A 25,081-nucleotide genomic window follows, 5' to 3' on the forward strand; every position below is an offset into this window, starting at 1 on the left:
CATGGAGGTCGATCACGCCGGTCTCGATGTGGTCAAATTCGTGCGCGAGGATCTGCAAAACAAGATGGTGCGCATCGTGCTGCGTACCGGTCAGCCGGGCCAGGCCCCGGAAGATGACGTGGTCAGCAACTACGACATCAACGACTACAAGGACAAGACCGAACTCACCTCCCAGAAGCTGCGCACCCTGCTGCGAGCCAGCCTGCGTTCCTATCGCGACATCCGTACCCTCGAGAGCAACCGCCAGGGGCTGGAGAAGGTCATCGAGGCCTCCAAGGGGATCTTCGAGAAGCGGGCACTGCGGCAGTTTGTCGAAGGGGCCCAGGAGCAGCTCAGCGCCCTGCTCAATCTGGAAGATTCACATATCTATGATGTGAAGCAGTATGCCTACGAGGTGCGGGATCAGATCCTGGAACCCCTGCTGCCGGGCCATCCTTCGCTGCGCCTTGCCGATGCTCCCGTCATCCTGCGTCAGGCCATGAACAATCGTGCCAACATCTATGACGGCAACCAGATGGTGCTCTACTGCCAGAATCCTCGCCATCATCTGCTGTTTCACATCGAGACCACCCGTCAGCTCAGCCAGATGGACACGGGCCTGCTCAGCCTGTTCACCGAAAACATCATAGTGGCGCTGGAGAACATCCGGCTCAACGAGGTCATCGCCGACAACCAGCGCGAGATCATCTACCGCATCGGCGAACTGGTGGAAACCCGCTCCAAGGAATCCGGCCTGCACGTCAAGCGGGTAGCCCTCTATACCGAACTGTTCTGCCAACTGCTTGGCATGAGCGAGGAGCAGAGCGAGCTCATCAAGCGCGCCTCTCCGCTGCACGACATCGGCAAGGTGGGCATTCCGGATGCCATCCTGCACAAACCGGGCAAGCTGACTCCGGAGGAGTGGGAGATCATGAAGACCCACGCCCAGCTGGGGCAAGACATGCTCTCCGGCAGCGATCTGGCGCTGTTCCAGATTGGTGCCACCATCGCCGGCAACCACCACGAAAAGTGGAACGGCAGCGGCTATCCCCGTGGCCTCAAGGGCGATGCCATTCCGCTGGAAGGGCGGGTAGTGGCGCTGGCCGACGTGTTCGATGCACTCGGCTCGGATCGCTGCTACAAGAAGGCCTGGCCGCTGGACAAGGTTCTGGCGCTGATCCAGGAGGAGAAAGGCCAGCACTTCGACCCCCAGCTGGTGGAGCTGATGCTGGCCAACCTCGACAAATTCCTCGAGATCCGCGAACAGCACAAGGATATCTACGTCGGGGAACATTGAGCTGGATGGGTTGTTCAACCACCCCAATAATCTGCACATATAGAAAAAGCCGCCCTGACAGGCGGCTTTGTGCTGCTTGCTGCATTCCCCTCACCTACTGTTCGGGCAGGTTAAGATCCAGCTTGGCCTCCGGCTTGGCACTCTCGCTCTCGGCTTTGTGCGAAGCCATGGCTTTTTTCAGCGCCCGTCGCTTTTGCAGCACGATGAAGCCCACGCCGCCGAGCAGAAGCAGCAACAATATGCCTGCGCCCCCCAGCAGCCAGACCAGCCAGCCGCCGCTCTCCTTTTCCTCGAACTTGACCTGGCTCGGAATTGCCGCCGAGGCTTCTGACGCGGCAGCGGCGGCCGATGGGGGCGTTGCCAGCACCGGGAAGATATTGAAGGATTTGACCGGCAGGCTCACCTGAATTTCGCGGCCCAGCCGGGTTGTGCCAAACAGGGTGGCCGTCACCTCATATTGGCCGACCTCCTTGATGGCGGAGAGATCCACCTCCACCTTGGGTTCGGTGGCCACCGCATTGAACGGCATGCTGGTCCCGACCGTGCTAGTCACCTTTCCCTGGATCACAACGGAAGCGGGATCCAGTTCATCCACGTCGATCAGGAAGGAGAGCTTGGCCCCGAACTCCTGGGAGGGAGGCGCCAGGGAGTAACTGACAGGTAGCGGATAGATCAGCACATCCTGATAGCGGGCACGGGAGAAGACCTGATTGCCCGTGCTGTACATGGCCCGGTATTTCCCGGCAGGCACATCCAGCACCGCCTCGGCGGTCATGATGCCGTCGCCTGGCACCTCGTCGAGCCCCTTGCCATCGTCACGATAGTGACCGAGCACCTCATCGACGACCGGCTCCCCCTCCGGCTTGGCGTCGTTGAAACGTTGCAGCCGCACCGTCATGCCGAGATCGGACAGGTAGTAACCATCCTTGGGCGGCGCGTCGTCGATCAGCAGCCAGGATTTGAGCTTGACCTTCTCCCCCTGATAAAGCTGGGTCGGCAACAGATCGGTCTCCAGCTTGATGTTCGACAGCAGGCGCACCCGGTTGTCGGGGTCCACCTCGCCAATGGCCTGCCAAGGGCCCGGCATGGGGTTGCGAATGGTGATGAGATCCTGATCCTTGAGCGCCAGCCAGCCCACGTCGGGCGGCGTCACCTTGCTCACATAGAGCTTGCTGCCATCGGGCCGCACCAGGATCACCGACGGGGTGCCGGGCTTGCGCGTCACGATGAAGGTGATCTCCTTCACCCCATAATCGATGCGAAAGCGATTGTCGAGCAGGGGGATGTCGGAGGGGGCAAATACCTCGTTGGCCCCGGCCGTCAGCGAGGCCAGCAGCAGCAGGCCGCCCCATAGCTTGCTCATTGCCGCCACAGGCAGGCTCCTCCTTTTTTCTGCACCAGATCCAGCCGCGCCTCGTGCACCGCCTCAACCTCGGCGCTGGCCCGGATCACCTTGAGCGGTGGGCGATTGCTCTCCAGTCGCCGGATACTGGTGTCCTGGTTGCTTTCATTCTCGTTGCTCTCGGTGGCCAGGTTCAGTTTGGTCTGGCCACCTGTCATCAACAGGTAGACGTCTGCCAGGATCTCCGCATCGAGCAAGGCCCCGTGCAGGGTACGGTGCGAGTTGTCGATACCGTAGCGATCGCACAGCACGTCCAGGTTGTTGCGCTTGCCCGGGAACAGGTCCCGCGCCATCGCCAGGGTATCCGTGATACCGCAGATGTCGGCGGTCTTGAAGTTGAGACCGAGCTTGCTGAACTCATAGTCCATGAAGCTCACGTCAAACGGCGCGTTGTGGGCAATCAGCTCGGCACCGCGGATAAACTCGATGAACTCGTCGGCAATCTGGCTGAACGACGGCTTGTCACGCAAAAACTCGTCGGTGATGCCGTGCACCTGGATGGCTTCCGGGTCCACCAGCCGGTCCGGCTTGATGTAGACATGAAAGTGGTTCCCGGTCAGCTTGCAGTTGATCACCTCCACACAGCCAATCTCGATGATCCGGTGTCCCAGATAGACAGGGCCACCGGCCGTGTTCATACCAGTGGTTTCAGTATCCAGAATGATCTGGCGATTTAGTTGGGGTGTGCTCATGATCCAATCTATGTCAAACTTCGGCTTTACCCGCTAGTTTACCCCAAGCCTCATGTTAAAACAGATTGATTTGTATACGGATGGTTCCTGCCTCGGCAACCCGGGCCCGGGTGGTTATGGTGCCGTCATGGTCTACGGCAAGCATCGCAAGGAGATCGCCGCCGGCTTTCGCCTCACCACCAACAACCGGATGGAGCTGATGGCCGCCATCATGGGGCTGCGCACCCTGAACGAGCCCTGCCAGGTACGCCTCACCACCGACAGCCAGTATGTGCGCCAGGGGATCACCCAGTGGATCATCGGCTGGAAGAAGAAGGGATGGATGACCGCCAACCGTCAACCGGTCAAGAACGTCGATCTCTGGAAAGCGCTGGATGCGGAAGTCAGTCGCCACCAGATCGAGTGGCTCTGGGTCAAGGGGCACTCCGGACACCCTGAGAACGAACGCTGCGATGAGCTGGCCCGCGAGGCCGCCAGCGGCAAACAGCTGGCCGAAGATACCGGCTATCAACCCTGACCGCTTTCCCCTCTGATGCATGAGCCTGCCCGGCAGCTGCTGACTAGCCGCCCTGGCGCGCCATCCCCGGCGTGGCGATGGGACCCGGAAGACGCCAACGATGGCGCACCGGTGTCAGGGGGAAGCGCCGTTTGCGCGCCATCCCCGGCGTGGCGATGGGACCCGGAAGACGCCAACGATGGCGCACCGGTGTCAGGGGGAAGCGCCGTTTGCGCGCCGCTATCACGTAGACGGACGCAAACGGCCGACAGTAATCCCGCCCCACGCTCTCCCGCCACCAGCCAATCCGGCTCTGCCTGCCCATGAACGAATAGCCGAAGCGCTCGTCAAACATTACCTCGCAGCCGAGCAGCTGCAACCAGTCGGTGACCCGAGCCGGGGTGAACATGCGGGCAGACCAGGGCAGATGTTGACGCAGGAAAGGCAGGCAGTGGCCGATGCCGACCAGACTGAGCGGATTGTAGCCACTGACGATGAGCCAGCCATCGTCGGTCAGTACCCGCTCAGCCTCCCGCAGCACCTGGTGCGGGTCGGGTGAAAAATCGAGACAGTGGGCCAGCAGGCAGGCATCCACGCTGCCGGTGCGTACCGGCAGGGCCAGCGGATCCCCCTTGAGATCCAGCAGGCGGCCGCCAGGGGCGACCCCTATCTGGTGGCGAATGGAGGAGCAACCGCAGGAGAGCTCGGCGCTCAGCGCGCCGACCTTCAGCAGATGATAACCAAACAGATGCGGGCACCAGCTGTCGAGTCGCTCCTGGATCTCGGCCGCTACCCAGTCCCCCATGGGCAGTGCCGACCAGCTGGTCGGGATCTCGATTTGTTGTTCGGTACGTGCCACCTGCATAATAGGGCTCAACTTGGGGTTCGAACGCCATCCAGTTATATAAGATACCCTCCATAAAGAGAAGCAGACTCATGTATCCAGTGATCACAGTTCCAGCCTTTAACGACAACTACATCTGGTTGATCCGACACGAAAATCACTGCCTGGTCGTCGATCCGGGCGAGGCCGCTCCCGTGCTGGAACGGCTGGCCGTGCTGGAGCTGCAACTGGATGCCATCCTGCTCACCCACCACCATCACGACCATGTGGGCGGCGTGGGCGAGTTGCTGGAACATTTTCCCCATGCCCGCCTCTATGGCCCTAAGCTTGACCCCATGCCGGCGCACCACGGCCAGTGGCTCGATGACGGGGACCAGATCAACTGGCATGGCCTGAGCCTCGAGGTGATCCACGTGCCCGGTCACACCCACGGCCACATCGCCTACCACGGTCACGGCATGCTGTTTTGTGGCGACACCCTCTTCAGTGCCGGCTGCGGCCGCCTGTTCGAAGGGACCCCGGCCCAGATGTTCGGATCGTTGCAGCGCCTCGCCGCCCTGCCCGATGACACCCTCATTTATTGTGCCCACGAGTACACCCTCTCAAACCTGCGCTTCGCCCACGCTGTCGAGCCCGACAACCAGGCGATCCAGCATCAGATCGGGCTGATCAGCAAGCTGCGCCAGCAGGGCCTGCCGAGTCTCCCCTCACGGCTGGGGGATGAGAAGCGCTTCAATGTTTTTCTGCGTTGCGAACTGGATTCCGTGAAATTTTCTGCTGAGAAACACGCTCTGAAATGCGTGGAAAATCCGGTAGATACCTTCACGATCCTGCGCCAATGGAAGGATGTTTTTTGAACAAACCTTGATCAGGGGGCCATTGCCCCTTATGATGCGAGCTGTTTTTCCCAAAGATGACCTGAGCGAGATGAAGGTACGAACGGCCTTATTGGCGGCGCTGTTTCTCAGCGGCTGCCAAAACCTGAGCCATCAGGATGACCGGGCGCTAACGGCAATCGAGCCGATCAAGTCCCCCCAAGTCAATAAAAAAGCGTATAAAAAACATTCTGCGCGCTTCCTGTTCGGTGACGAACAGATCGACGAACTGGATGACACCGATAACCTGTGGGTGCGTATCAGCGATGATATGCAGTTTGATCCGCAGGATAACGACCGTGTCCGCCAGCAGCGTGATTGGTTGTTGCGCAATGATAAGCATCTGGCGACCATTGCCAGCCGGGCTGAGCCCTACCTGTATCTGATGGTAGAGGAAATCGAACGGCGTGAGCTGCCAATGGAGCTTATTACCATTCCCATGATCGAGAGCATGTTCGATCCCCACGCCCGTTCCCGCAGCAATGCGGTGGGTCTGTGGCAGTTCGTTCCTGCGACCGGCAAGAACTTCGGCCTGCGCCACGACAACTGGTACGACGGCCGTCGCGATGTACTGGCCTCCACCAATGCCGCGCTGGATTATCTGGAGTACCTGAACCGTTTCTTCGACGGCGACTGGCTGCAGACGCTGGCCGCCTACAATGCCGGTGAAGGACGGGTGCGCAACGCCATCATCCGCAATCAGAAGGCTGGCCGGCCGACCGACTACTGGTCGCTCGATCTGCCTCGCGAGACCCGGATGTACGTGCCCAAGATCCTAGCCATGGCTGACATGATCCGCAATGCGGACAAGTACAATGTCACCCTGCCGGTGCTGGCCAACAAACCGCAACTGCGGGTGGTCAACACGGGGGGTCAGATCGACCTGAACGTGGCTGCCCAGCTGGCGGGCCTGCGCCCGGCCCAGCTGAAAGAGGTCAATCCGGCGCTGACCCGCTGGTCAACCTCGCCCAAGGGGCCCTATCGCCTGCTGGTACCGGTTGAATATGCCGATACCCTGGAGCTGGCCCTGGCTGACCTGCCGCAGAGCGAGCGCATCCGCACCCGCTCCTATCAGGTTACCAGTGGCGACACCCTCTCCCGCATCGCCCAGAATCACGGGGTGAGCGTGCAGCAGATCAAGCTGGCCAACAACCTGCGCAGCAACAACCTGCGCCGTGGTCAGACCCTGATGATCCCGACCAGCGGCAGCAAGCCGGTGGTCAGCCAGAGCGTCCAGAGCAAGCCGCAGCAGCTCGCCAGCCGTGGCAGCGGCAAGATCCAGTACAAGGTTCGGGCCGGTGACAATCTGTGGAGTATCAGCCAGGCACACGGGGTGACCCATGAGGAGCTGGCCAAGTGGAACGGTCTCAACGCCAAATCGGCCCTGAAACCGGGCATGAAGCTGGTGGTCTGGCCCAAGCAGGGCAAGGGTGGCAACAAGTCCATGGTCTATCAAGTGCGCCGCGGTGATTCCCTCTCCTCCATCGCGGCCCGCTTTCAGGTCGCCGTGATGGACGTGATGCGCTGGAATCAGCTGGGCAAGAGCGATTACCTCAAGCCGGGTCAGGAGCTGACCCTGTTCGTGAAGAACAACAGCTGATCGTTCATCACTTCATAAAAAAATACCCCGCCTGATGCGGGGTATTTTTTTATCTGGAGCAGGGCTCAGGGGGTGATGGCCTGGGCCGCGAAACGGGCCACGATGGGATTGTGATCCGAGGCATCGGTCGCCGGGCTGCTCACTTCCACCAGATCCAGATTGCGGTAGTAAAGATGATCCAGCGGCCGGCCAAACGCGGTCCGGCGCAGATCCGGCATCGGGATCGCCTCCTGCAGCCCCAGATCGCTTACCAGCCGCTTCAGCCAGAACTCACGCTTGTCGCTCCAGGTATTGAAATCCCCGGCCAGAATGACGGGCCCCTGGTGACGATGAATGAGGGCGGTCAGATCGTTGATCTGCTCGCGAAAGGTCGCCATCCCCAGCTCGAAGTTGACCGCATGCAGGTTGACCACCAGCACGCCGTCAGGATCCCCCTGCAGGGGATAGAGGCTGACCAGACCGGATTTGGGGATGCGCAGCAGCGGCTCGGGGGAGCGCACGCCGCACACGAACGCCTGCGGCGTCTTGGCCACCGTCATCACGCCGAAGGAGACACCGCCCTGAGTAAAGGCCTGCAGCTGCTGCCACTGGAAATCACCGGCCTTGAGCCATGCCAGCATCTCGGGGCGGGTCGCCGACTCCTGCAACAGCACCAGATCCTGGGCCTTGGCATACTCGTCCAGTCCCTCGCGCCAATTTTTGCGCTGACCCTTGTAGAGATTCCAGACGGTAATGCCAAACTCGCGGGGCAAGGCGGTGGAGGCCAGCGCCACCAGCGGCGGCTTCTGGCAGCTGGCGCCGGGAATGATGCCCTGCGCCGTGACCAGATGATCCTGATCCGGCACCTCGAAACAGCCGACCAGTCCCAACGTCAGCAGCGACGTACCCAGAATGCGATAACTATTTTTCATTGGCTAACAACCACCTGCCTCTGCATTGTGTCATGACCATCCCAAACGTCATCGCTGCCGACTAGGCTCATAACTCGTGTCCGGCCCGGCTCATCCAGAAGGAATTCAACGATGGCGAGACAGCACCAGTACCGCGTGACGTTTTATGATCAACAAGGAAATTGTCATCAAGTGGAGCTTTCCACCGTCTATCAGATCAGACGGGATCCCCAGTGCGATCTCTGCCTGTTCGATACCCAGCAGTGCGTCGGCTCGGAAGAGATGCTGGAACGCATGATACGGCAAAAAACCGGGTTTGAGCAGGAAATATCCATCATCAACGCCCGGCTGATCTGACCCGGATCAGACCGGTACCGGGCGGGATTTTCCCTGTTCGTCGATGGCGACATAGGTGAAGATCCCCTCGGTGACGCAGTAGCGCTGGGCTTCGTTTTCACGCAGCACCGGCTTGACCCACACCTCCAGCTTCAGCCGCATGGAACTGCGACCAATCTTCAGACAGCGCCCGTAGCAGCACACCACGTCGCCCACCTTGACCGGGCTGTGAAAGGTCATGCCCTCGACGGATACGGTACAAATACGTCCTTTTGCCAGCTCCTTGGCCATGATGCCCCCACCTATATCCATCTGGGACATGATCCAGCCCCCGAAGATATCGCCATTGGGGTTGGTATCGGCTGGCATTGCCAGGGTTCTCAGCAACAGTTCCCCATCGGGGTGACGTCTTGTATCTACCATCATTACCGCTCTCTCTATATGGATGGCGGAATGATAGGGGGCGAGCTCCCCCTTGGCAAACCTCAATTGCCCGTCAAACGGCAGGCCAGACCAAGGAGCGGATCCGCCTGTGCCTCACTGCCATACCCACACATAGCACCGGGCAGTATGCTCAGTGCCTCCGGGCTGCCAGCTCGGCAAACCAGTGCGCCGGATCAGGCCAGCGGTAGACAAAGCCGCGCTGCTCACAGATGCGCTGCCCCTCGACGGGGGCAAACCGGCCGGCCGGCTCGATGAAGACCGGGGCCGGCAGGCCCAGCTGGCGCGCGGCAAAGGGATAGAACTGCTCCCGGCGCGGGTGCACAGGTGCACTCAGGTTGTAGGCATCCATCCTTGCCCCATTCCAGCAGCAGCTGGCAGGCGGCCACCACATCATCCAGATGCACCAGATTCACCGCCTGGCCGCCCCCCTCCAGGGTCTTGCCCGCCAGGAAACGGCCGGGATGGCGCTCTGGCCCGTAGAGCCCGGCCGGGCGCAGCACCATGGAGCATGCAATGCCGGCCCCCATCGCCGCCTGCTCGGCGGCCAGCATCCGCCTCCCGCGCTCGTGGGCAGGCATGGGGTGTTCATCCTCCCCCTGCCCCGGCGCCCAGACCGAGGTGGCGCTCACGAACAGCAAGCACTGCACGCCGGCCCCCTTAGCCAACTCGGCTACCCGCGCGATGGCGGCCGGATAATCCTCGACCTTGCTCGGTGGCACGCAGATCACCAGCTCTCGGCAGCGAAACGGCAGGGCCGCCAGCCCGGTGCCCAGTTGCAGCGGCCAGGCCTTCACCCCCTCTGCTGTCAGCTGCGCGGCTTTTTCGGCCGAACTGACCGTCACCGCCACCTGGCGGCCCTCGGCCTGCAGCGCCCGGGCCAGCGGCAGTCCCAGCCAGCCTGCCCCCACGATCCCGGTCTGGTATTCACGCTCTGTTGTCATGACAAAATCCTGGCAAAAAAAAACGGCCATCCATGATGACCGTCGAAAGTAACGAAGGAAATAGCTGGATTAACCAGTTACCTCCCACAGCGGGAAAATCGGGAGCGCAGGCTCCTAATTCGTGGGGCCTATGCTAGTGGCAGGCAGTCCAAAAAGCTTTGAAGCGGATCACGGTTGAAAAGGATTTCTGAAAACGCTTTCAATTTTTCGGCAAAATTCGAGAGCGACATTGGCCCGTTCAGGGCCAATGTCGGCCACTCAGGCGACGGATTCCCGTCTCACCAACTCGGCCTCGAACTTGAGCTCCAGCCCCTCGGCCGGCTTGTGATCCAGCAGGCTCAGCGCCAGTTCCGCGGCCCGGCAGCCCATCTCCTCGATGGGGTAGCGCACCGTGGTGAGCTTGGGATAGATGTAGCGGGCATAGGGAATATCATCAAAACCCACCACCGAAATCTGCTGCGGGATCTTGTATCCGCGCTCCAGCAAGCAGGAGATGGCCCCTGCCACCATGGCGTCGTTGAAGCCGAGCACGGCAGTAAACTCGACACCCCGATCCAGCAGCTCGCCCATGGCCACGTAGCCACCGTTCTCGTCGGCAAAGGCGCGGCCGATAAGAGCAGGATCGATCGCGATGCCGGCCCGCTGCAGGGCGTGGTGATACCCGGCCATCCGCTGCTGGCCATCGACGAACTCTTCATCGTCCGAGGTGACGAAGGCAATCTTGCGATGGCCTGCATCCAGCAGGTGCTGACAGGCGGTGGTGATGCCGGCCTGGTTGTCCAGCCAGACGCAGCGATCTTCGGCGCCCGGCACCTGGCGGTTGATGAAGACCACCGGGGTGCTGCCCGCCACCAGCTCGCTCAGCTCCTGGTCGGGCAGCGCCTTGCTGTGCAGGATCAGCGCATCGCACTGGCGCTGCAGCAGCGCCTGGATGGCGTGGCGCTCGCGCACCTCGTCGTGATTGCCGGACATGACGATGGTGAACTTGTCCGCCTTGTCCACCACGCTCTCGATGCCGCACATCATCTGGGCGAAGAAGGGGCCACCACACAGATCCCCCACCAGCACACCGATGCAGTTGGAGCGCTTGCTGACCAGCGCCTGGGCAAAACTGTTGGGACGAAAATTCAGTTCCTTCATGGCCGCCAATACGGCCTCACGCTTTTCTGGTGCCACCTGCGCCGTGTTGTTGATGACTCGCGACACAGTTGAAATGGACACATTAGCCAACCGGGAAACGTCTTTAATCGTTGCCACTATCAATTCCTTTGTTGGGGGAGCCTGTCTGTGTTGAACGGGCGATTATAACGAACCTGCCAGACCAAGAGAGGGCGCCCGATCACCTGGCAGGTTTCCTTTTGTAACAAAACCTTATGGGATAATAACCATTTTGGGGAAGGAAAGGGAATCCGGCTGCCGCCCAGGCGGCAGCCCCCTCAATAAGCGTGACTCAGCTCGCGCTCGGACATGAAGCGCAGCGGCTGCTGCAGCTTGTGCTGATAGATGAGATCGAACGACAGCACGTTCTGCACATAGTTGCGCGTCTCCTTGTAGGGAATGCTCTCGACCCAGACATCCATCGGCTTATCCGCACTCTGATCGCGCCAGCGTTTGACCCGGCCGGGGCCGGCGTTGTAGGCCGCCGCCGCCAGGATCCGGTTGCCGTCATACACATCCAGCAGCCGCTTGAGATAGGCGCTGCCAAGGCGGATGTTCATGGCGGGATCAAACAGCTGCTGCTCGTTGCGATAGGGCACCCCCAGCTTGCTGGCCGTCTCCTTGGCGGTGGTCGGCATCAGCTGCATCAGTCCCCTCGCCCCCACCGGCGACTGCGCCAGCGGGTAGAGGGCGCTCTCCTGGCGGGCGATGGCGTAGAGCAGGCTGGTGTTCATGGTTCGCTCCTGCGCCATCTGGGAGAAGGTGTGCTTGAGCGGCAGCGGGAAGCGCAAATCGAGCGCATCCCAGGCCTCGGCCCGGATGCTGGCCAGAATGGCCAGCTCGTGCCAGCCCTGATTGAGGGCGATGTGGCCAAACTCGAGGCGCTGGGCCACCGGGTTGCGATCCATGTTGTGGATCCACTCCGCCCGCGCCGCCGTGATCTCGTTCATGTCGAGCAACTCGCGCACCCGCAGCAGGAAGGGCCAGCGGCGGCTGGCGGTGCGCCAGTCCGGCACCTTGTGCGCCACGCTCTGGTTTTTCATTCGATAGGGCGCGCCGGTGCGCTGCGCCGCCATGAAGCCGTAGAAGCCGCGCAGATTGGCGGTCTCCAGATAGAGATCCCGCGCCGGTTTCTGCTGGCCCTGTACCTCCAGCGAGCGCGCCAGCCAGTAGCGCCAGCGATCCTCCTTCTGCAGACCCATGGGCATGCGCTTGACCCAGCCGGAGAGCCCTTTCCAGTCCTGCTCCCAGATGGCGAGCCTAGCCCGCAGCTCCAGCAGATCCGGGTCGGCCTGGCGCACTACGGTGGCATCCAGCCAGCTGCGCTGGGCGGTTGAGCGATCCAGCAGCAGCCGTCTGGCCACCGCCCGCTCTACCGGTTTGAGTTCGGCCGCGCTCAGCGCAAAACGCGAGCGCAGATAGCCGAGCTGCCCCAGCACCGCCTCCGGCTGCTGGTTCGCATAGCGGGCCAGTCCCAGCAGCAGCAACTTCCGGGAAGGGGCTGCGTTAGTGAAATAGGCCGTGTTCATCGCCTTGGCCGGCTGCTCGAACAGGGTGATCATCTGATCCCCATAGGCCTTCATGCCGCTGCCAAGCTGGGCGCCGAGGTGGCGGATGAGGTTCGGGTTCTCCGCCTCAAAGGCCAAGGTCATGCGGGTCCAGATCTTCTCCTGGGTGCGCAAACCCGCCTGCTGCCAGAGCTGGAACAGGGGATCACAGGCATCGGGACGGGACTGGCCGCTCAGCCAGAGCTTGCCCGCCTCCTGCAGCGCCTGGCTCTGCTGACCGGTGTAGTAGCGCGCCTGATAGTGCATGCAGAGCAGATCGGTGGAGTTCGGCTTGGCCGGGTAGAAGCGCAGGAACTGGGACCACTGCTGGCTTTGGGCCAGATAGGTGAGATAGCTGCGCTCCAGCCGGTTGGATTGGGGGGTGTCGCCGTGCTCGCGGATAAAGCGGGTCACGTCGTCATACTCCGCGGCCCCGGGCCGGAAGGCCAGCTGGTAGTAGTCGAGATAGGGCAGCAGCGGATAATGGGTCAAACGGGCACGAATTTGCTGAAAACGAGCCTGATCATCGGCCCGCACCGCGTCATAAGCCTGGCGATAGAGGGATTGTTCCAGGGTCTGCGCCGCCACCTGCGTCAGCAGCCCCGGCACGCACAGCGCCGATAAAATGATTCCCTGCACGGCTTTCACGAGAGACATCTCCATTGAGAGGCAATGCCACCGCCCGTTGGCGGTGGTGTCATATTTCCTCATTCTACCCGTTAACCCCGGGGGCTACAGCTCGCCGGCGAGACTATTTTTACTCGCCGCTGGCGAGGCTCTCACTGCGGGCAAGGCGCCGCACGTAGCGCTCCAGGTAGGGCACCGGCAGTGGCTTGGAGGCCAGGTAGCCCTGGTAGAAGTGGCAGCCCTGGGCCTGCAGAAACTCCAGCTGCTGGCGCGACTCCACCCCCTCTGCCGTCACGTTGAACCCCATGTGACGCGCCATGGCGATCACCGCCTCGACGATGGCCATGTTGTCGCCATCGCGCGGTATGTCCTGGATGAAGGAGCGGTCGATCTTGAGCTCGTCCGCCGGCAGCCGCTTGAGGTAGCTCAGGGAGGAGTAACCGGCGCCAAAATCGTCGATGGCAAAGCTGATGCCGAGCGCCTTGAGCTCGCTCATCTTGCTGATGGTGTCTTCCGCGTGACCCAGCACCACGGATTCGGTGATCTCCAGATTCAGGCTGGCGGGATCCATACCGGTGGAGGCCAGCACGTCGTGGATCCGGTCGACAAAATCGGCGGCGTGAAACTGCTTGGCACTGACGTTGACCGACAGCTGCGGGATGTGGATGCCGTTCTCCTCCCAGCGCACGTACTGGGCGCAGGCCTCGTACAGTACCCAGTTGCCGATGTCGACGATAAGGTCCGTCTCCTCGGCGATGGGGATGAACTCGGCGGGGGAGACCAGCGCCCGACCGGGCGGCTGCCAGCGGATCAGCGCTTCCACGCCGATGATGTCGCCACCCTCCACCATGTGCTGGGGCTGGTAGTAGAGGGTCAGCTCCTGCTGGTTGAGGGCGCTGCGCAGCTCGTTGTGAATGAGCAGCCGGCGATCCGCCTGCAACTGCATGGAAGCGTCGAAGAAGCGCCGGGTCTTGCGACCGGCCGACTTGGCCTGATACATGGCGGTGTCCGCCTGCTTGAGCAGATCGTCCACCCCCTGCTCCCGACCGGGGAAGAGGGTGATGCCCACGCTGGCGCCGATGTGCAGCACCTGACCGGCGTGGTTGTAGGGGGCCGCAATCTCGCTGATAAGCCGCTCGGCGATGAGATCGGCCTGCATCTCCGCCTGGGGGGGACTGGCCGAGAGCGAGGGCAGCAACAGCACGAACTCGTCGCCGCCAAGGCGCGCCAGACAATCCCCCTGGCGTACCAGTCGCTTGAGCCGGCTGGCCACCTCCTTGAGCAGCCAGTCGCCGGTGGCGTGGCCGAGGGAGTCGTTGATGGTCTTGAAGTGGTCGAGATCGATGAACAGCAGGGCGCCGATCAGATAGTCGCGGCTCGCCTCGCCAAAGGCGTGGGCCAGAGTCTCGTGCAGCTGGCGGCGATTGGGCAGGCCGGTCAGTTCGTCGTAGTAGGCGAGATCCTGGATGCGGCGCTCCGCCTCCTTGCGCTCGGAGATATCCTCGAAGCAGATGACGAAGTGGCTGATCGCCCCCCTGTCATCCTGCACCGGGGTGACGATTTCCCACTGCGGATAGGGATAGCCATCCGCGTGCAGGCGCTGGGTCTCCCCCTGCCAGCGGCTCAGGCTGCCGAGCTCGTAGCCAAGCCCCCCCAGCCCGCACCAGAGATCGTTGCCCAGATGCAGGCCGATCACTCGCTGGCTGTCAAAGCCGGTGATCTGGCTGAAGGCGTGGTTGACCCGCAGGATCTTGAAGTCGGGGTCGGTGATGATGATCCCTTCGTGGGTTTCGAAGGCCACCGCCGAGAGGCGCAGCTGGGCGTCGCTCTGCAGCCGCTCCAGCTCCGCCACCATGCGCATGGAGAAGGTAGTCAGCACCGAGCCCAGATTGGGGATCGCGCTCTGATCGGAGAAGAGCAGCGCCAGGTGCCCCAGCAGCTGGCCGTTGCGATCGCACAGGGGCAGGCCGTAGTAGCCCTGTCCTGCCTTGAAGACGGCGCAATGCAGATGCTCGGCTGTGAGCGGCAGGATGCAGGTCTCGCCGCGCTGGTAGACCTGCTGACACGGCATGCCCGCCAGCTCGTACTCCTTGAGGTCGATGCCGTGACAGGCCAGCACCTTGAGCCGCTCGCTGCCGGTGCGCTCCGCCAGCCAGACCGCATCTGCCACCAGAATGTGGGCGAGCTGGTTGACCAGGGTATTGAAGAAATCGAGCCCGGTCCGGGCGGAGAGCGCCTGGGCCAGCTGGGTCAGCAGAGGGTCTTGCAGCAGTGGCAGTTGCTGGGAGAGATCCGCAGGCAGCTGGGTGCTGCGGGTGGTGTCGAGCGGCGCAATCCAGCCACAGCACATCTGCTGGGCCGGTACGTACTGGCCGCTCCAGAGCACGTGACGCACCTCGCCGTTCTCGTCGCCGAGGTGGCCGATGAACTGGGCCGGTTGCTGGGAGTGGTAGAGTCTGGCGAGAAAGTCGGCAAAGCCGGCCTCGTCATCTGCCGCCAGTTGCCCGAACCAGGGGTGAGGCCCCTCCCCTTGCCAGAGCTGGTAGGAGGCATGATCGGACAGGCTCCACTGGGCATGTTGCCGATCATAAAACCACATCATCTGAGTGGCTTGCTGTTTCATGTACTACTCCAACACCACAACAACCACGTTCAAGTCCCTGACGACTCGATAGCGCCCACATTCTCAGCACGCACGTCGGCAAGGGCGGTGCGGGGGGAAGTGCGAAAGATGCGAGACTAAGCGGTGAAAACCGGACATGAGGTCGACATGCGGCGCTGCCACGAAGGGACAGAAACGATCCAAGTTTCCCCATACTGCCTGCCTGTTTCGTCGAGCTCAAGTGCTTTTTGGTGCAGAACGGGAAAAGATCACAATTTCCCCCTCCCCTTCGCAGCAAGGCACCATTTAGTGACACAGATCACATTTTAATGTTCAGCCATGAGTAATCTGAAGGTGAAGACACAAGCAATACGACCCGAAGGGGGCCAATATGAAAATCGAAATTACCAGCAAAATCATCGAGATCACCCCGGCTATCCGCGAGCGCATTGAATCCCGCTTTGACAAGCTCGAACGTCTTCAGGTGCCTCTTATCACACCCCATGTGATTGTCTCCAAAGAGCGTCTGATGTTTATCGTTGAAGCCACTGCTGGCATCCCCAACGGCAAACTGTTTGCCCAGGCAGAACATGAGGACTTGTACGCCGCCATCACCGAACTGGGGCAAAAACTGGAGCGTCAGATCAACCGTCACACCGAGAAACCCATCGCCCGTCGCGCCGCCGCGGCCGGCAAGGAAGTCCCGCTGCCGGACGAAGCCGACGCCTGATCCAGGGCACGACATATCCATCACACAAAAGGCGGGGTCTCCCGCCTTTTTGCTGCCTGACGCCTGGGGCACACCCTCAGCTGAGCCAGTGCAGGCCGGCATCCACCCCCTCCTTGAGCGCATCGAGCACGGGCAGCATCAGCAGCGGATCCTCGCGTCTGGGCTGATCCGCCAGCTTGCCTCGCCAGCGTTCGCGCCCAAGCGGCGAGAGGTTGTCATAGACGGCCGGCTCCAGCGCAGGCAGGGTGCCGAGCAGCGGCGGCGAGCGCAGCGCCAGCCAGAGCCGCACATCCACCATGGAGCCCCCCTGCTGCAGCCGGTCGTTGAGCCCGATCGCCTCCGCATCATCCTCGCTCCCCTGCAAGGGGGTGGCCGGCGGCAGCTCAAAGCGGCTGCGCCAGACCCGACTCTCTGCCTTTGCTGGCTGCCTGGGATCAAACCAGGACTGCTCTTCCACCGCATCGGTCAGCAGGGCCAGATGCAGACGAAAGTCCGCCCTGTCTCCGTGCTGGAGATCTTGGTTGAGACGTTGCCCGAGCTGGGCTTCGTCCACCAGCCATTGCTCACGAACGGCGCTGGGTAGCATGGGATAACTCTTGGAAACGGTGGTTTCATCCTTTATCGGCCGCAAATCCGATCCTTTGAGCAGGAAAAATCCCGCCGAGGGGTTCACAACCGCAGAAGATCTGTTAGTATGCGCCTCGCACTTGTGGAGGGGTTCCCGAGTGGCCAAAGGGATCAGACTGTAAATCTGACGGCTCTGCCTTCGAAGGTTCGAATCCTTCTCCCTCCACCATTTCAAGTGCCGTCACGACCCAGATTGTGATGCAAAATCAGCAATGCCCCGTGGAGGGGTTCCCGAGCGGCCAAAGGGATCAGACTGTAAATCTGACGGCTCTGCCTTCGAAGGTTCGAATCCTTCTCCCTCCACCATCTATTCAAGAAAACCCGGCCTCGCGCCGGGTTTTCGCTTTTCAGCGTCCCCTCTCTGTTCGTCATCAGCGTCAGCCACATCTATGCCTCCAATAAAAACGGGAGGCAATCGCCTCCCGTTTTTGTCTCTTGCCGCCGTTACAGGGTGAAGCGATAGAAGATATCCACCGCCTGGGCCACCCCGCTCATGGCCTGCAGATAGAGCCTTGGCATCAGCTCGTAGCGCAGCTTGAACTCGGCGATGGGGCTGAACACCCCCACCCCGTACTGGAACTGCAGTCCCGGCAGCAGGTAGGCCGACAGGGTCACCTGGGTGTTCTCACCACTGCCGGCGGTGTCGAGGGCCACGTCACTCATGCCGAGGGATTCCCCCAGACTGGAGACCACGCCGTTGGCCTGGCTGACCGCGCCCGCTACCAGCAGGCCGTTGAAACCGCCATCCTCGCCGCTGGTCTGCAGCCCCTTGCCGCGCAGCAAGTAGGAGAGCTGCTCGGACTGGGCCATCTGCGGCTCAGAGTAGACAGTGATCTTGGGCTTGCTGGCCGGCCCGGTCACCCGCACCCCCACCGTCACCTTGTCCTCTATGGTATCGGGATCCCGATACGCCTCTATGTTGAGGTAGGGCTGATCGAGGGGGCCGGAGAAGAGGATGCGGCCATCCTTGATGATGAGGTTCTGGCCATAGGCCTTGAAGCGCCCGTCGTTGAGCACCAGCTGACCATTGCCCGCCAGCGGCCGCGAGGGATCCTGGCGAATGTTGATGCTGCCCCCCACCTTGGTCTTGAGTCCCATCGCCTCCAGCCGCACGTCGTCACCCAGCCGGATGGCCAGTTTGATCTCCATCGGCAGCGGCGCGGCCTTGGGCACCGGTGGCAGATCGTCGTAGACCACGGTCACGTCATCCGACACCGCCACCGCGCTCTCGGGCAGGCTCTTGACCAGGATCCGCGCCCAGGGGATATCCACCTGGCCGGTGATCCGGGTCTCCTCTCCCAGCGAGATGGCGATGTCCGGGGAAACCCGCACCCGGCCCATGCCAGGATACTGGGCCTCCAGCTCCTTGCCCTCGATGGTGAGGCTGCCGGTGACCGGCAACTGTGCCCAGCTCAGCCAGCCCCCCAGCGCCAGCGGCCCCTTGCCCACCAGCATGGTGCCGTCCAGCTCGGCCCGGTTGCCTTCAATCTTGAGGCGGGTCACCAGCTTGGAGAGGGTCACCATGTCGGAGTGGGTCTGCACTTCCCCATCCAGCAGGTTGAGCTGGCCAAACAGCAGCGGCGAGGCCAGGGTGCCGTCGAAGCGGGCATCGGCCGAGATGACCCCCTGCAGTGAGCGCACCTCGGGAATGAGCGGGGCGAAGGTGGTCAGCTTGAGGTCGTCAAACTTGAGCTGGCCGGAGAGATTGCCGCGACCGGACGGATCCCGGATATAGAGCTTGGTGTCGATGTTGCCGATCTGCCCGGAGGCAAAGTCGAGCCGGATGGCCGCCTGCTGACGCTCGAAGTCCACCCCGAGCTCGAGGCGCTGATAGTCGGTCTTGAGCTCGTCGGCCACGAAGGTGCCCGGCGTGGTGCGCACGGTGGCGTGCAGGGTCGGCTGATTGCCGCGCCAGCTGGCCCGTCCGTCGGCGGAGAGCACCGCCTGCCAGCGGAAGTTGTCCGGCAGCCAGGGCCGCAGGCGCTTGAGGTCGAACTGGTTGAGGGCAAACTCCAGGCTGCCCTGCTGGGCCGATACCTGACTGCCCTTGACGCAGAGGCTGGCCCCCTGGGAGCCGAGGCAGAGATCCCCCATGGTCAGCCGCTGCCGCGGCAGATCCACATCCAGCTCCCAGGGTGCACTCAGCTCCCAGCGCCGCAGCGGTGTCTTCAACTTGAGCTCGCCGAGGGCGCCGCGCCAGCGATCCCCGCGCAGGCCGCCGCTCAGCTTGAGGTTGGCCGCCACCGGGTCACCCTTCATGGTGAGCGACAGAGCGTGCTGGTTGAGATCGCCGTTCAGGTTGAGCGCCAGCTGGCTGAGGCTGGTCGCCCCCTGTACCAGGCTGGCCACCGTCAGGGCCACCTCCCCTGCCGGCTTGTCACCGACCAGGGCATTGCCCTTGATGGCGATCCCCTTCAGGTCGGTGCCGGCATAATAGAGGCGGCTGGCAGCCAGCTCTGTGGTAACCCGCGGCGCCTGCTGATTGCCGGTCAGCCGCACCTGCCCCTTGATGTCCCCCTTGAGCCCGGGGTAGAGCCCGGCCAAGTTGGGGGCATCGAGATCCGCATCCAGCTTCCACGCCTGCTGGCTCAGGCTGCCCTTGGCCTGCAGCTGGTTGGGGCCGCTTTGCAGCGCCAGCGCCGGGATGGTCCACTCCATCTTGTCGTTGCCGCTCGCGCTGCCCTTGATGGCCAGCGGATACTGGTTGAGCTTGCCGTCCACCTTCAGCTCGGGCAGTTGCAGCTGCCAGTGGCCCGCCTCATCGAGCTCGAAACGGCTGGCAATCTTGCCCGCCAGCGCCCCCTTGAGCTCGGGCACCAGCTCGGCCGGGTTGATCCCCTTGAATTCCGTGGTGCCCTGCCAGCGAACCCCCTTGTCCCAGGCGAGCTTGCCGTCCAGCTTGAGCTCCCCCTTGAGGGCGTTGAGCAGCAGGTTGATCTGGTTTAGCTGCGTCAGATCCCCCTTGCCGGTCAGCGCCAGCTTGAAGGGGGGCACGTCCGTGCCCTTGCCGGCGGTATTCAAGGCAAACTGGTAGCCGGAGAGCTTGCCTTTGGCGCTCAGCGTGCCCTTCTCCAGCCGGTAGCTGGGCTCATCTTTGGCCGGCTTGTGCAGCGGCCAACCCAGGCTCTTCCACTCCAGCCCAGCATCAAAGGGCAAGGCGGGGTCGAGGGCAGCCAGAGAGCCCTTGAGGCTGGCAGCCACCGGCCCCTTGGCCTGCAGCGCCAACGCCAGCTTGCCCACCGAGCCACCCAGGGTCAGGCTGACCTCCTGCCCCTGCAGCTCGCCATCCAGCAGCCCCTTGCGGGCCTTGGCATCCAGGGTCAGGGCGAGCGGGTAATCCTCTTTGAGCTGGATCTTGCCCTTGAGCGCCAGATCCGCCATGGCGTGGCGCAGGGAGAGCTCGCGCAGCACGATGTCGCTCCCCTCGGCACTGGCCGACAGCAGCAACTTGTCGAGCCCTTCGATCAACTCACCTTGCTGATAGCGAAACGCCGTGACCTGCAAACCTTCCAGCTGGATGGGGAAAGGCAGCCGGATGGCGGGCAGCGCGATGGGGGCCGCCTTGGTTGCCTTCTGCGCCTTGCTCTCATCCGCCGGCTTCGCCTTGGCGGTGACAGGCGACTTGGCCGCAGCCTTGTCTTGGGAGGTTGCCTTGGTGGCAGCCGGTTTGGCAGCCTCGGTGGCCTGCGTCTCGGCCAGGGTCACCTTGAGGCCGTCCAGCACGGGCCCCTGCACGATCAGCCCCTTGCGGCTGAGGGTGGCGCCGATGTCGAGGGACTTGAGGCTCACCCCCACCCCTGGCACCGTCACATCGAGATCCGCTACCTTCAGGCTGTCGACCTGAATTTTCAGCGGCAGCGGGTGCCAGACAAAGGGTTCTGACGGCTCTTCCGGGGCAGGCTCCGAGTCGGCCACCTTGACCACCGGGTGGGTGACGTTAAGGGATTTGATCCAGAGCTTGCCCTGCAGCAGCTTGCCCAGATCCCAGTCCAGCACGGCGCGATCTACCGTGACGTCCACCAGCTCGTCCTGCCAGCCGACCCCTTCCAGGGTCCAGCCATAGCCGAGCTGGCCCGCCACCAGCTCCCCCTTGAGGGAAGGCAGGGCGGCCCTGGCCTGCTGCCACAGCCACTTGTTGCCCTGATGGGTGAACCCCAGCAGGCTGACCCCGATGAGCAGCAGGAAGATGAGCCCCATCAGCCAGAGAAAAATACGTTTTACCCAGATCACAGCGCAGACCCCGCGAAAGATGCAGCCGCAGCGGCCGGTCAGAAGAACAGAAGAGAAGAGATGTGGAGCGCGGCCGGATCATAGTTCAGGCCCCAGCGCGAAGTGGAGCCGCAGCGGCTTCTCATCTTCGGAAATGCCCACCGCCAGATCGAGCCTGACCTGGCCGATGGGGGTCACCCAGCGCACGCCGACCCCGGTGCCTATCTTCCAGGGCTCGCTGTAGTCGACCGTGGCGGTACCGCTGTCGACAAACAGGGCCCCCAGCCACTTGTCGCTGAAACGGTAGTTGTACTCGGCGCTGGCGACGCTCACGTAGCGGCCCCCCAGCAGCTTGCCATCGTTGCCGCGCGGCGAGATGGTCTCGTAGCCGTAGCCGCGCACCGTCTGGTCACCGCCGGTAAAGAAGCGCAGTGAAGGAGGCACCAGCGAGAAGCTGTCCCCTATGATGGCCCCCTGTTCGGCCCGCAGCAGGAAGCGGTGATCCTCCCCCAGGGTGCGCAGCCACTTGCTGCGCCCCCACACCCGCACGAAGCTGATGTCGGAGCCCCAGTAGGGGTCGGAGAACTCCAGGGTGAGCTGCTGGCGATCGCCCCAGTCGGGCACCAGACCGCCGCGCACCCGCAGCCGCGACCAGGAGACGCCGGGGATCAACAGCAAGCTGTTGCCCTCGTCAGCGCCCTGGGTATAGACCTCGTTTTCCAGGCGGATGAACACGTCCCGGTCCCAGCTCTCCGGCCGCCGCTTCCAGCGGTGCACGCTGAAGGTGGTCAGGTCGGAGCGGGTATCGTTGTTGTCCTTGTACTGATAGCCGGCCTGCAACGAGTAGTAGTCCCGCAGCGGGTTACCCACCGGGATCTGATAGTCGAAGCTGAGCTCCGCCTCGGGCTGGGAGACCTTGGCGGTGGCGTTGAGCCGGTGGCCGTAGCGGTTGACCCAGGGCTTCTCCCAGGTGGCACTCATGCGCGGCCCCACGTCGGTGGCATAGCCGATACCCGTTTCAATCTCGTGATCGACCCGGTTGGAGAGGGTCACCTGCACCGGCACCCGGTTATGCTCGGCCTGGCTGATGAGGGGCTTGATGTCCACCTGCTTGAACAGCTTGGTGGAGGAGACATCCTGCGACATCTCTGCCAGCCGGATCGCCAGATAGGGGTCGCCGCTCTTGATGTTGATGAGGGGGCGGATGAGACGCAGCGCCTCCGGCGTGGCGTCGTAGCGGATCTCGCCGAAGTGGTAGCGCGGGCCGGAGCGAAACAGGATGTAGATCTCGGCGGTGCCCTGATCCGGGAACACCTTGACCTGGCTCTTGCTGATCTTGGCGTCGAAGTAGCCGCGGGCCAGCCCCAGGCTGCCCAGATCCGCCTTGATGGATTCGTATTTGCCGTGGTTGAGGGGATCCCCCTCTTTCAGGGGCAGCTTGTCCAACAGTTCGCTGTAGAGCTCGTCGCTGCCGGCATCCCCTTCCAGCAGGATGTCGAGTCGGGAGATGATGACCGGCTTGCCGGGATCCACCTCGATGATCACTTTAGAGGGGGTTTTCTTGTCCCGGCTCAGGGTGATCTTGGGCTGGTAGTAGCCATAGACCTGCAGCGCCTTTTGCACGCTCTCGGTGATCTTGGGGCGGGCCGGGCGGTACTGACGCTCCTGATAGACCGGCAGGGCATTGAGGTAGGCTTCGACGTTGTCCTTGTTCTCCCCTTTCAACCCCTTGATTTGATAGGTGAGTTTGGCCGCCATGGCGGGCGTGACGAACAGCAGCAGACAGAGGCTCAGTCCCAGCGCGCGAAGCCCACGACGAAAAGTCCGTGCGGGCGGTGAGATCCCTGCAGGCAGGGGCGGATTGCATCCTGTCAAACGTCAATTTCCCCGAAGAACATGATTAAAATAATGCGATATTCAGAACGAATATGAGGCTCACTCGATCGCAAGCGCGCCTCATCCTAGCATATCCCCGGCTCGACATCAGAGCGGGTTGACCGCGAATTTCGCCATATTATTGAAGCCTTTGCTCGCGCGAGCCGCCCATTTTTCAGGCATTCCCCCGCAGACTTATGCCACTATGGGCCCAAAAGGGCAATCCATGACCCTCAGGACCATGCCATATGGCCCCTGCCGGCCACTCCGGCCCGACGGCGCAATCTCCCCGGTTTCCCGATGGGCGCGACACCAACTGTCGGCAACGGGTCAAGATAGCAGCGACGCCCTCTCCCCAAGCGGCCAGACCGGATCCTGGCAGGCACTGGGCCGGTACTCGGCCATCTCACTCCCCCTCCGCGGGACTGCGGATTTTATCTTGCCGGATCAAACAGTTGCCGTCACGCAATCAAAGCCTCGTTCAACCCAATCGATTTATCCCGCTGCCCCCCTGCTCACTTCTCGCCCACACTGGAGCCATTGGATCAGACCCCTGCCCCACCAGAGGAGACACCGTATGCACGCACGCAGCGAACAGATGGCGGACTACATCGCCGATAGACTCGAATTCATCACCTTTCTCGCCTGTTGCAGCGCCCTGCTGGCCCTGCTGACCGGCATGAACGGCCAGCAGGCGCTGGCCTTCACCGCGCTGAACCTGCCGTTCGGGCTCGCCATCCTGCTGGGTATGGCCATGCTGGCACCGCTGCCGACCCACTGGCGCCTGCCGGGCATCACCCTGTTGCTGGCAGGCAGCGCCCTGGCGACCCTGCAACTGGGGGGCAACTGGCTCAATCCGCTGGCCATCTGGAGCCTGCATGCCCTGCTTGGGCTGGAGATCCTCTGGCAGGCGCGCCCCAGAACCCGGCTAGGAGCCCGTGCCCGCGGCTGATATGCCGATGACGGCTGACGCGCGGCAGGAATTGGAGTACTCTTTGCGCCCCCGATTTGCCCGCAACCGAGGAGCACCCCGATGAAAAAAGCCTGTGCCCAGCACATCCTGGTCAAGACCGAGAAAGAGTGTCTGGAGATCAAGGAGAAGATTGCCAAGGGAGCCGACTTCGGCCAGATGGCCAAGCGCTTCTCTACCTGCCCATCCGGCAAGCGCTTCGGCGATCTGGGGGAGTTTTCGAAAGGGGACATGGTCAAGTCGTTTGACGATGCCGTGTTCAAGGGCGAGCTGCTGACCGTGCTCGGCCCGGTGCGCACCAAGTTCGGTTTCCACCTTATCAAGGTGCTCTACCGCAGCTGAGTTCAGGCTCAGGGTTCTGGGTTCAGCTCCACCGGCCAGCCACCGCAGCGGCGGGCATAGAAGCCGAAACGCCAGGGGTGGCGCGCCGCCCAGTCCTCCATCTCCGGCGCTGGCGTGAACCGGCTCTGCGGCCAGAGCGCAACCGGGCTCGGCCGCCCGTGCAGGGCCTGCCAGCGTGTCAGGCTCACCCTGGCCAAGCGCCACTGATAGTCATCCTTCGGCAGCAGGGCCGGCGCAAAGGCCAGGCCCCGGTTGCAATACTGGCCGTCGCCATCACCCCCATCCACCAGCTGCCAGAAGACGTTGAGCAGATCCCCATACCCCACCTTGACCGGGTCATAATCGATGCGCACCGCCTGGCGCTGCGGTGGCACTTCCCGCCAGTTCGACCCCGTCGCCACCCGCTGACTCACATAGCCCGGCTCCACCCGGCTGACCCCGGGCAGGGTCTCGTAGACGGCCTCGGCGCGCCACATGTCCCCCGCCGCCAGCACGGCGCTGTCCGCCCACAGCGGAACGCTTGGGAAAAGCAGCAGGATTGAGATAAATTTACTAACGTTATCAGTCAATTAAGTTTATCCTTCTGGGCACTTGTTCA

General features: G+C 62.6%; 20 protein-coding genes, 2 tRNA genes and 1 pseudogene. 10 read left to right on the forward strand and 13 right to left on the reverse strand.

Annotation, left to right across the window (positions count from 1 at the left end):
* Positions 1-1,276, forward strand: a 1,276-nt coding sequence (locus CAK78_RS16785) for an HD domain-containing phosphohydrolase (RefSeq protein WP_141214199.1), incomplete at its 5' end; no start/stop codon positions are given.
* A gap of 94 nt (positions 1,277-1,370) precedes the next feature.
* Here CAK78_RS16785 and CAK78_RS16790 read toward each other — a convergent pair.
* Positions 1,371-2,639 (reverse strand): TIGR03503 family protein, encoded by a 1,269-nt coding sequence (locus CAK78_RS16790; RefSeq protein WP_094698030.1) that lies wholly within the window; start codon positions 2,637-2,639, stop codon positions 1,371-1,373.
* Positions 2,636-3,370 carry a DNA polymerase III subunit epsilon gene (dnaQ, locus tag CAK78_RS16795; RefSeq protein ID WP_094698031.1) on the reverse strand — a complete coding sequence of 245 codons (735 nt, stop codon included), beginning with the start codon at positions 3,368-3,370 and terminating at the stop codon, positions 2,636-2,638. Before dnaQ ends, CAK78_RS16790 begins: the two co-directional genes overlap by 4 nt.
* 52 nt (positions 3,371-3,422) lie before the next feature.
* Between dnaQ and rnhA the strand changes: the two genes are divergently transcribed.
* Positions 3,423-3,887: a ribonuclease HI gene (gene rnhA / locus CAK78_RS16800; RefSeq protein WP_005299276.1), complete on the forward strand. Its 465-nt coding sequence runs from the start codon at positions 3,423-3,425 to the stop codon at positions 3,885-3,887.
* A 43-nt stretch (positions 3,888-3,930) separates the two neighbouring features.
* On the opposite strand, the gene CAK78_RS16805 is transcribed toward rnhA, so the two are convergent.
* Positions 3,931-4,731, reverse strand: a complete 801-nt coding sequence (locus CAK78_RS16805; protein ID WP_254924810.1) for a methyltransferase domain-containing protein — start codon at positions 4,729-4,731, stop codon at positions 3,931-3,933.
* A 71-nt stretch (positions 4,732-4,802) separates the two neighbouring features.
* On the opposite strand from CAK78_RS16805, the gene gloB reads away from it, so the two are divergent.
* Both gloB and CAK78_RS16815 read left to right on the forward strand, forming a co-directional pair.
* On the forward strand, positions 4,803-5,567 hold the full coding sequence (gene gloB, locus CAK78_RS16810) for a hydroxyacylglutathione hydrolase (RefSeq protein WP_021464121.1): 765 nt from the start codon (positions 4,803-4,805) through the stop codon (positions 5,565-5,567).
* Positions 5,568-5,637: 70 nt separating this feature from the next.
* On the forward strand, positions 5,638-7,185 hold the full coding sequence (locus tag CAK78_RS16815) for a lytic transglycosylase (protein ID WP_094698032.1): 1,548 nt from the start codon (positions 5,638-5,640) through the stop codon (positions 7,183-7,185).
* Between the two features lie 65 nt (positions 7,186-7,250).
* Here CAK78_RS16815 and CAK78_RS16820 read toward each other — a convergent pair whose 3' ends face one another.
* Complete coding sequence (locus CAK78_RS16820; RefSeq protein WP_010634455.1) at positions 7,251-8,096, reverse strand: endonuclease/exonuclease/phosphatase family protein; 846 nt, start codon at positions 8,094-8,096, stop codon at positions 7,251-7,253.
* 111 nt (positions 8,097-8,207) lie between these two features.
* On the opposite strand from CAK78_RS16820, the gene CAK78_RS16825 reads away from it, so the two are divergent.
* Entirely contained in the window at positions 8,208-8,432 is a 225-nt protein-coding gene (locus CAK78_RS16825; protein WP_005299261.1) for a hypothetical protein, read from the forward strand.
* A gap of 6 nt (positions 8,433-8,438) precedes the next feature.
* On the opposite strand, the gene yciA is transcribed toward CAK78_RS16825, so the two are convergent.
* The 5 genes and pseudogenes from yciA to CAK78_RS16850 all read right to left on the reverse strand — a co-directional run bounded on the left by yciA (position 8,439) and on the right by CAK78_RS16850 (position 15,751).
* Positions 8,439-8,837, reverse strand: coding sequence for an acyl-CoA thioester hydrolase YciA (gene yciA, locus CAK78_RS16830; protein WP_024942822.1), 399 nt, complete (start codon positions 8,835-8,837; stop codon positions 8,439-8,441).
* Between the two features lie 148 nt (positions 8,838-8,985).
* Positions 8,986-9,796 (reverse strand): annotated as a pseudogene (locus CAK78_RS16835) (SDR family NAD(P)-dependent oxidoreductase).
* A gap of 258 nt (positions 9,797-10,054) precedes the next feature.
* Entirely contained in the window at positions 10,055-11,053 is a 999-nt protein-coding gene (locus CAK78_RS16840) for a LacI family DNA-binding transcriptional regulator (RefSeq protein WP_094698034.1), read from the reverse strand.
* A gap of 179 nt (positions 11,054-11,232) precedes the next feature.
* On the reverse strand, positions 11,233-13,149 hold the full coding sequence (locus CAK78_RS16845) for a transglycosylase SLT domain-containing protein (protein WP_094698035.1): 1,917 nt from the start codon (positions 13,147-13,149) through the stop codon (positions 11,233-11,235).
* 109 nt (positions 13,150-13,258) lie between these two features.
* Entirely contained in the window at positions 13,259-15,751 is a 2,493-nt protein-coding gene (locus tag CAK78_RS16850; protein ID WP_094698036.1) for a putative bifunctional diguanylate cyclase/phosphodiesterase, read from the reverse strand.
* 370 nt (positions 15,752-16,121) lie between these two features.
* Here CAK78_RS16850 and hpf point away from each other — a divergent pair, with 370 nt between their 5' ends.
* Positions 16,122-16,460, forward strand: coding sequence for a ribosome hibernation-promoting factor, HPF/YfiA family (gene hpf / locus CAK78_RS16855; RefSeq protein WP_010634460.1), 339 nt, complete (start codon positions 16,122-16,124; stop codon positions 16,458-16,460).
* Positions 16,461-16,536: 76 nt separating this feature from the next.
* On the opposite strand, the gene CAK78_RS16860 is transcribed toward hpf, so the two are convergent.
* Positions 16,537-17,046 (reverse strand): VC2046/SO_2500 family protein, encoded by a 510-nt coding sequence (locus tag CAK78_RS16860; protein ID WP_094698037.1) that lies wholly within the window; start codon positions 17,044-17,046, stop codon positions 16,537-16,539.
* Between the two features lie 125 nt (positions 17,047-17,171).
* Here CAK78_RS16860 and CAK78_RS16865 point away from each other — a divergent pair.
* Positions 17,172-17,256, forward strand: a tRNA-Tyr gene (locus tag CAK78_RS16865).
* A gap of 52 nt (positions 17,257-17,308) precedes the next feature.
* A tRNA-Tyr gene (locus CAK78_RS16870) sits at positions 17,309-17,393 on the forward strand.
* Positions 17,394-17,531: 138 nt separating this feature from the next.
* Here CAK78_RS16870 and tamB read toward each other — a convergent pair.
* The gene (tamB, locus tag CAK78_RS16875) at positions 17,532-21,317 is read right to left on the reverse strand and encodes an autotransporter assembly complex protein TamB (RefSeq protein WP_094698038.1); all 3,786 of its coding nucleotides are present in this window, start codon (positions 21,315-21,317) and stop codon (positions 17,532-17,534) included.
* A gap of 78 nt (positions 21,318-21,395) precedes the next feature.
* Entirely contained in the window at positions 21,396-23,171 is a 1,776-nt protein-coding gene (gene tamA, locus CAK78_RS16880; protein WP_094698039.1) for an autotransporter assembly complex protein TamA, read from the reverse strand.
* Between the two features lie 577 nt (positions 23,172-23,748).
* Here tamA and CAK78_RS16885 point away from each other — a divergent pair.
* Together CAK78_RS16885 and CAK78_RS16890 are read left to right on the forward strand one after the other, a co-directional pair.
* Positions 23,749-24,123: a hypothetical protein gene (locus CAK78_RS16885; RefSeq protein WP_005299231.1), complete on the forward strand. Its 375-nt coding sequence runs from the start codon at positions 23,749-23,751 to the stop codon at positions 24,121-24,123.
* An 81-nt stretch (positions 24,124-24,204) separates the two neighbouring features.
* Positions 24,205-24,483, forward strand: a complete 279-nt coding sequence (locus tag CAK78_RS16890) for a peptidylprolyl isomerase (RefSeq protein WP_005299228.1) — start codon at positions 24,205-24,207, stop codon at positions 24,481-24,483.
* An 8-nt stretch (positions 24,484-24,491) separates the two neighbouring features.
* Here CAK78_RS16890 and CAK78_RS16895 read toward each other — a convergent pair whose 3' ends face one another.
* Positions 24,492-25,052, reverse strand: a complete 561-nt coding sequence (locus CAK78_RS16895) for a peptide-methionine (S)-S-oxide reductase (RefSeq protein ID WP_094698040.1) — start codon at positions 25,050-25,052, stop codon at positions 24,492-24,494.
* Positions 25,053-25,081: the final 29 nt, after the last annotated feature.

It is taken from the genome of Aeromonas sp. A35_P (genome assembly GCF_002259925.1).
Lineage (GTDB): Bacteria > Pseudomonadota > Gammaproteobacteria > Enterobacterales > Aeromonadaceae > Aeromonas > Aeromonas dhakensis.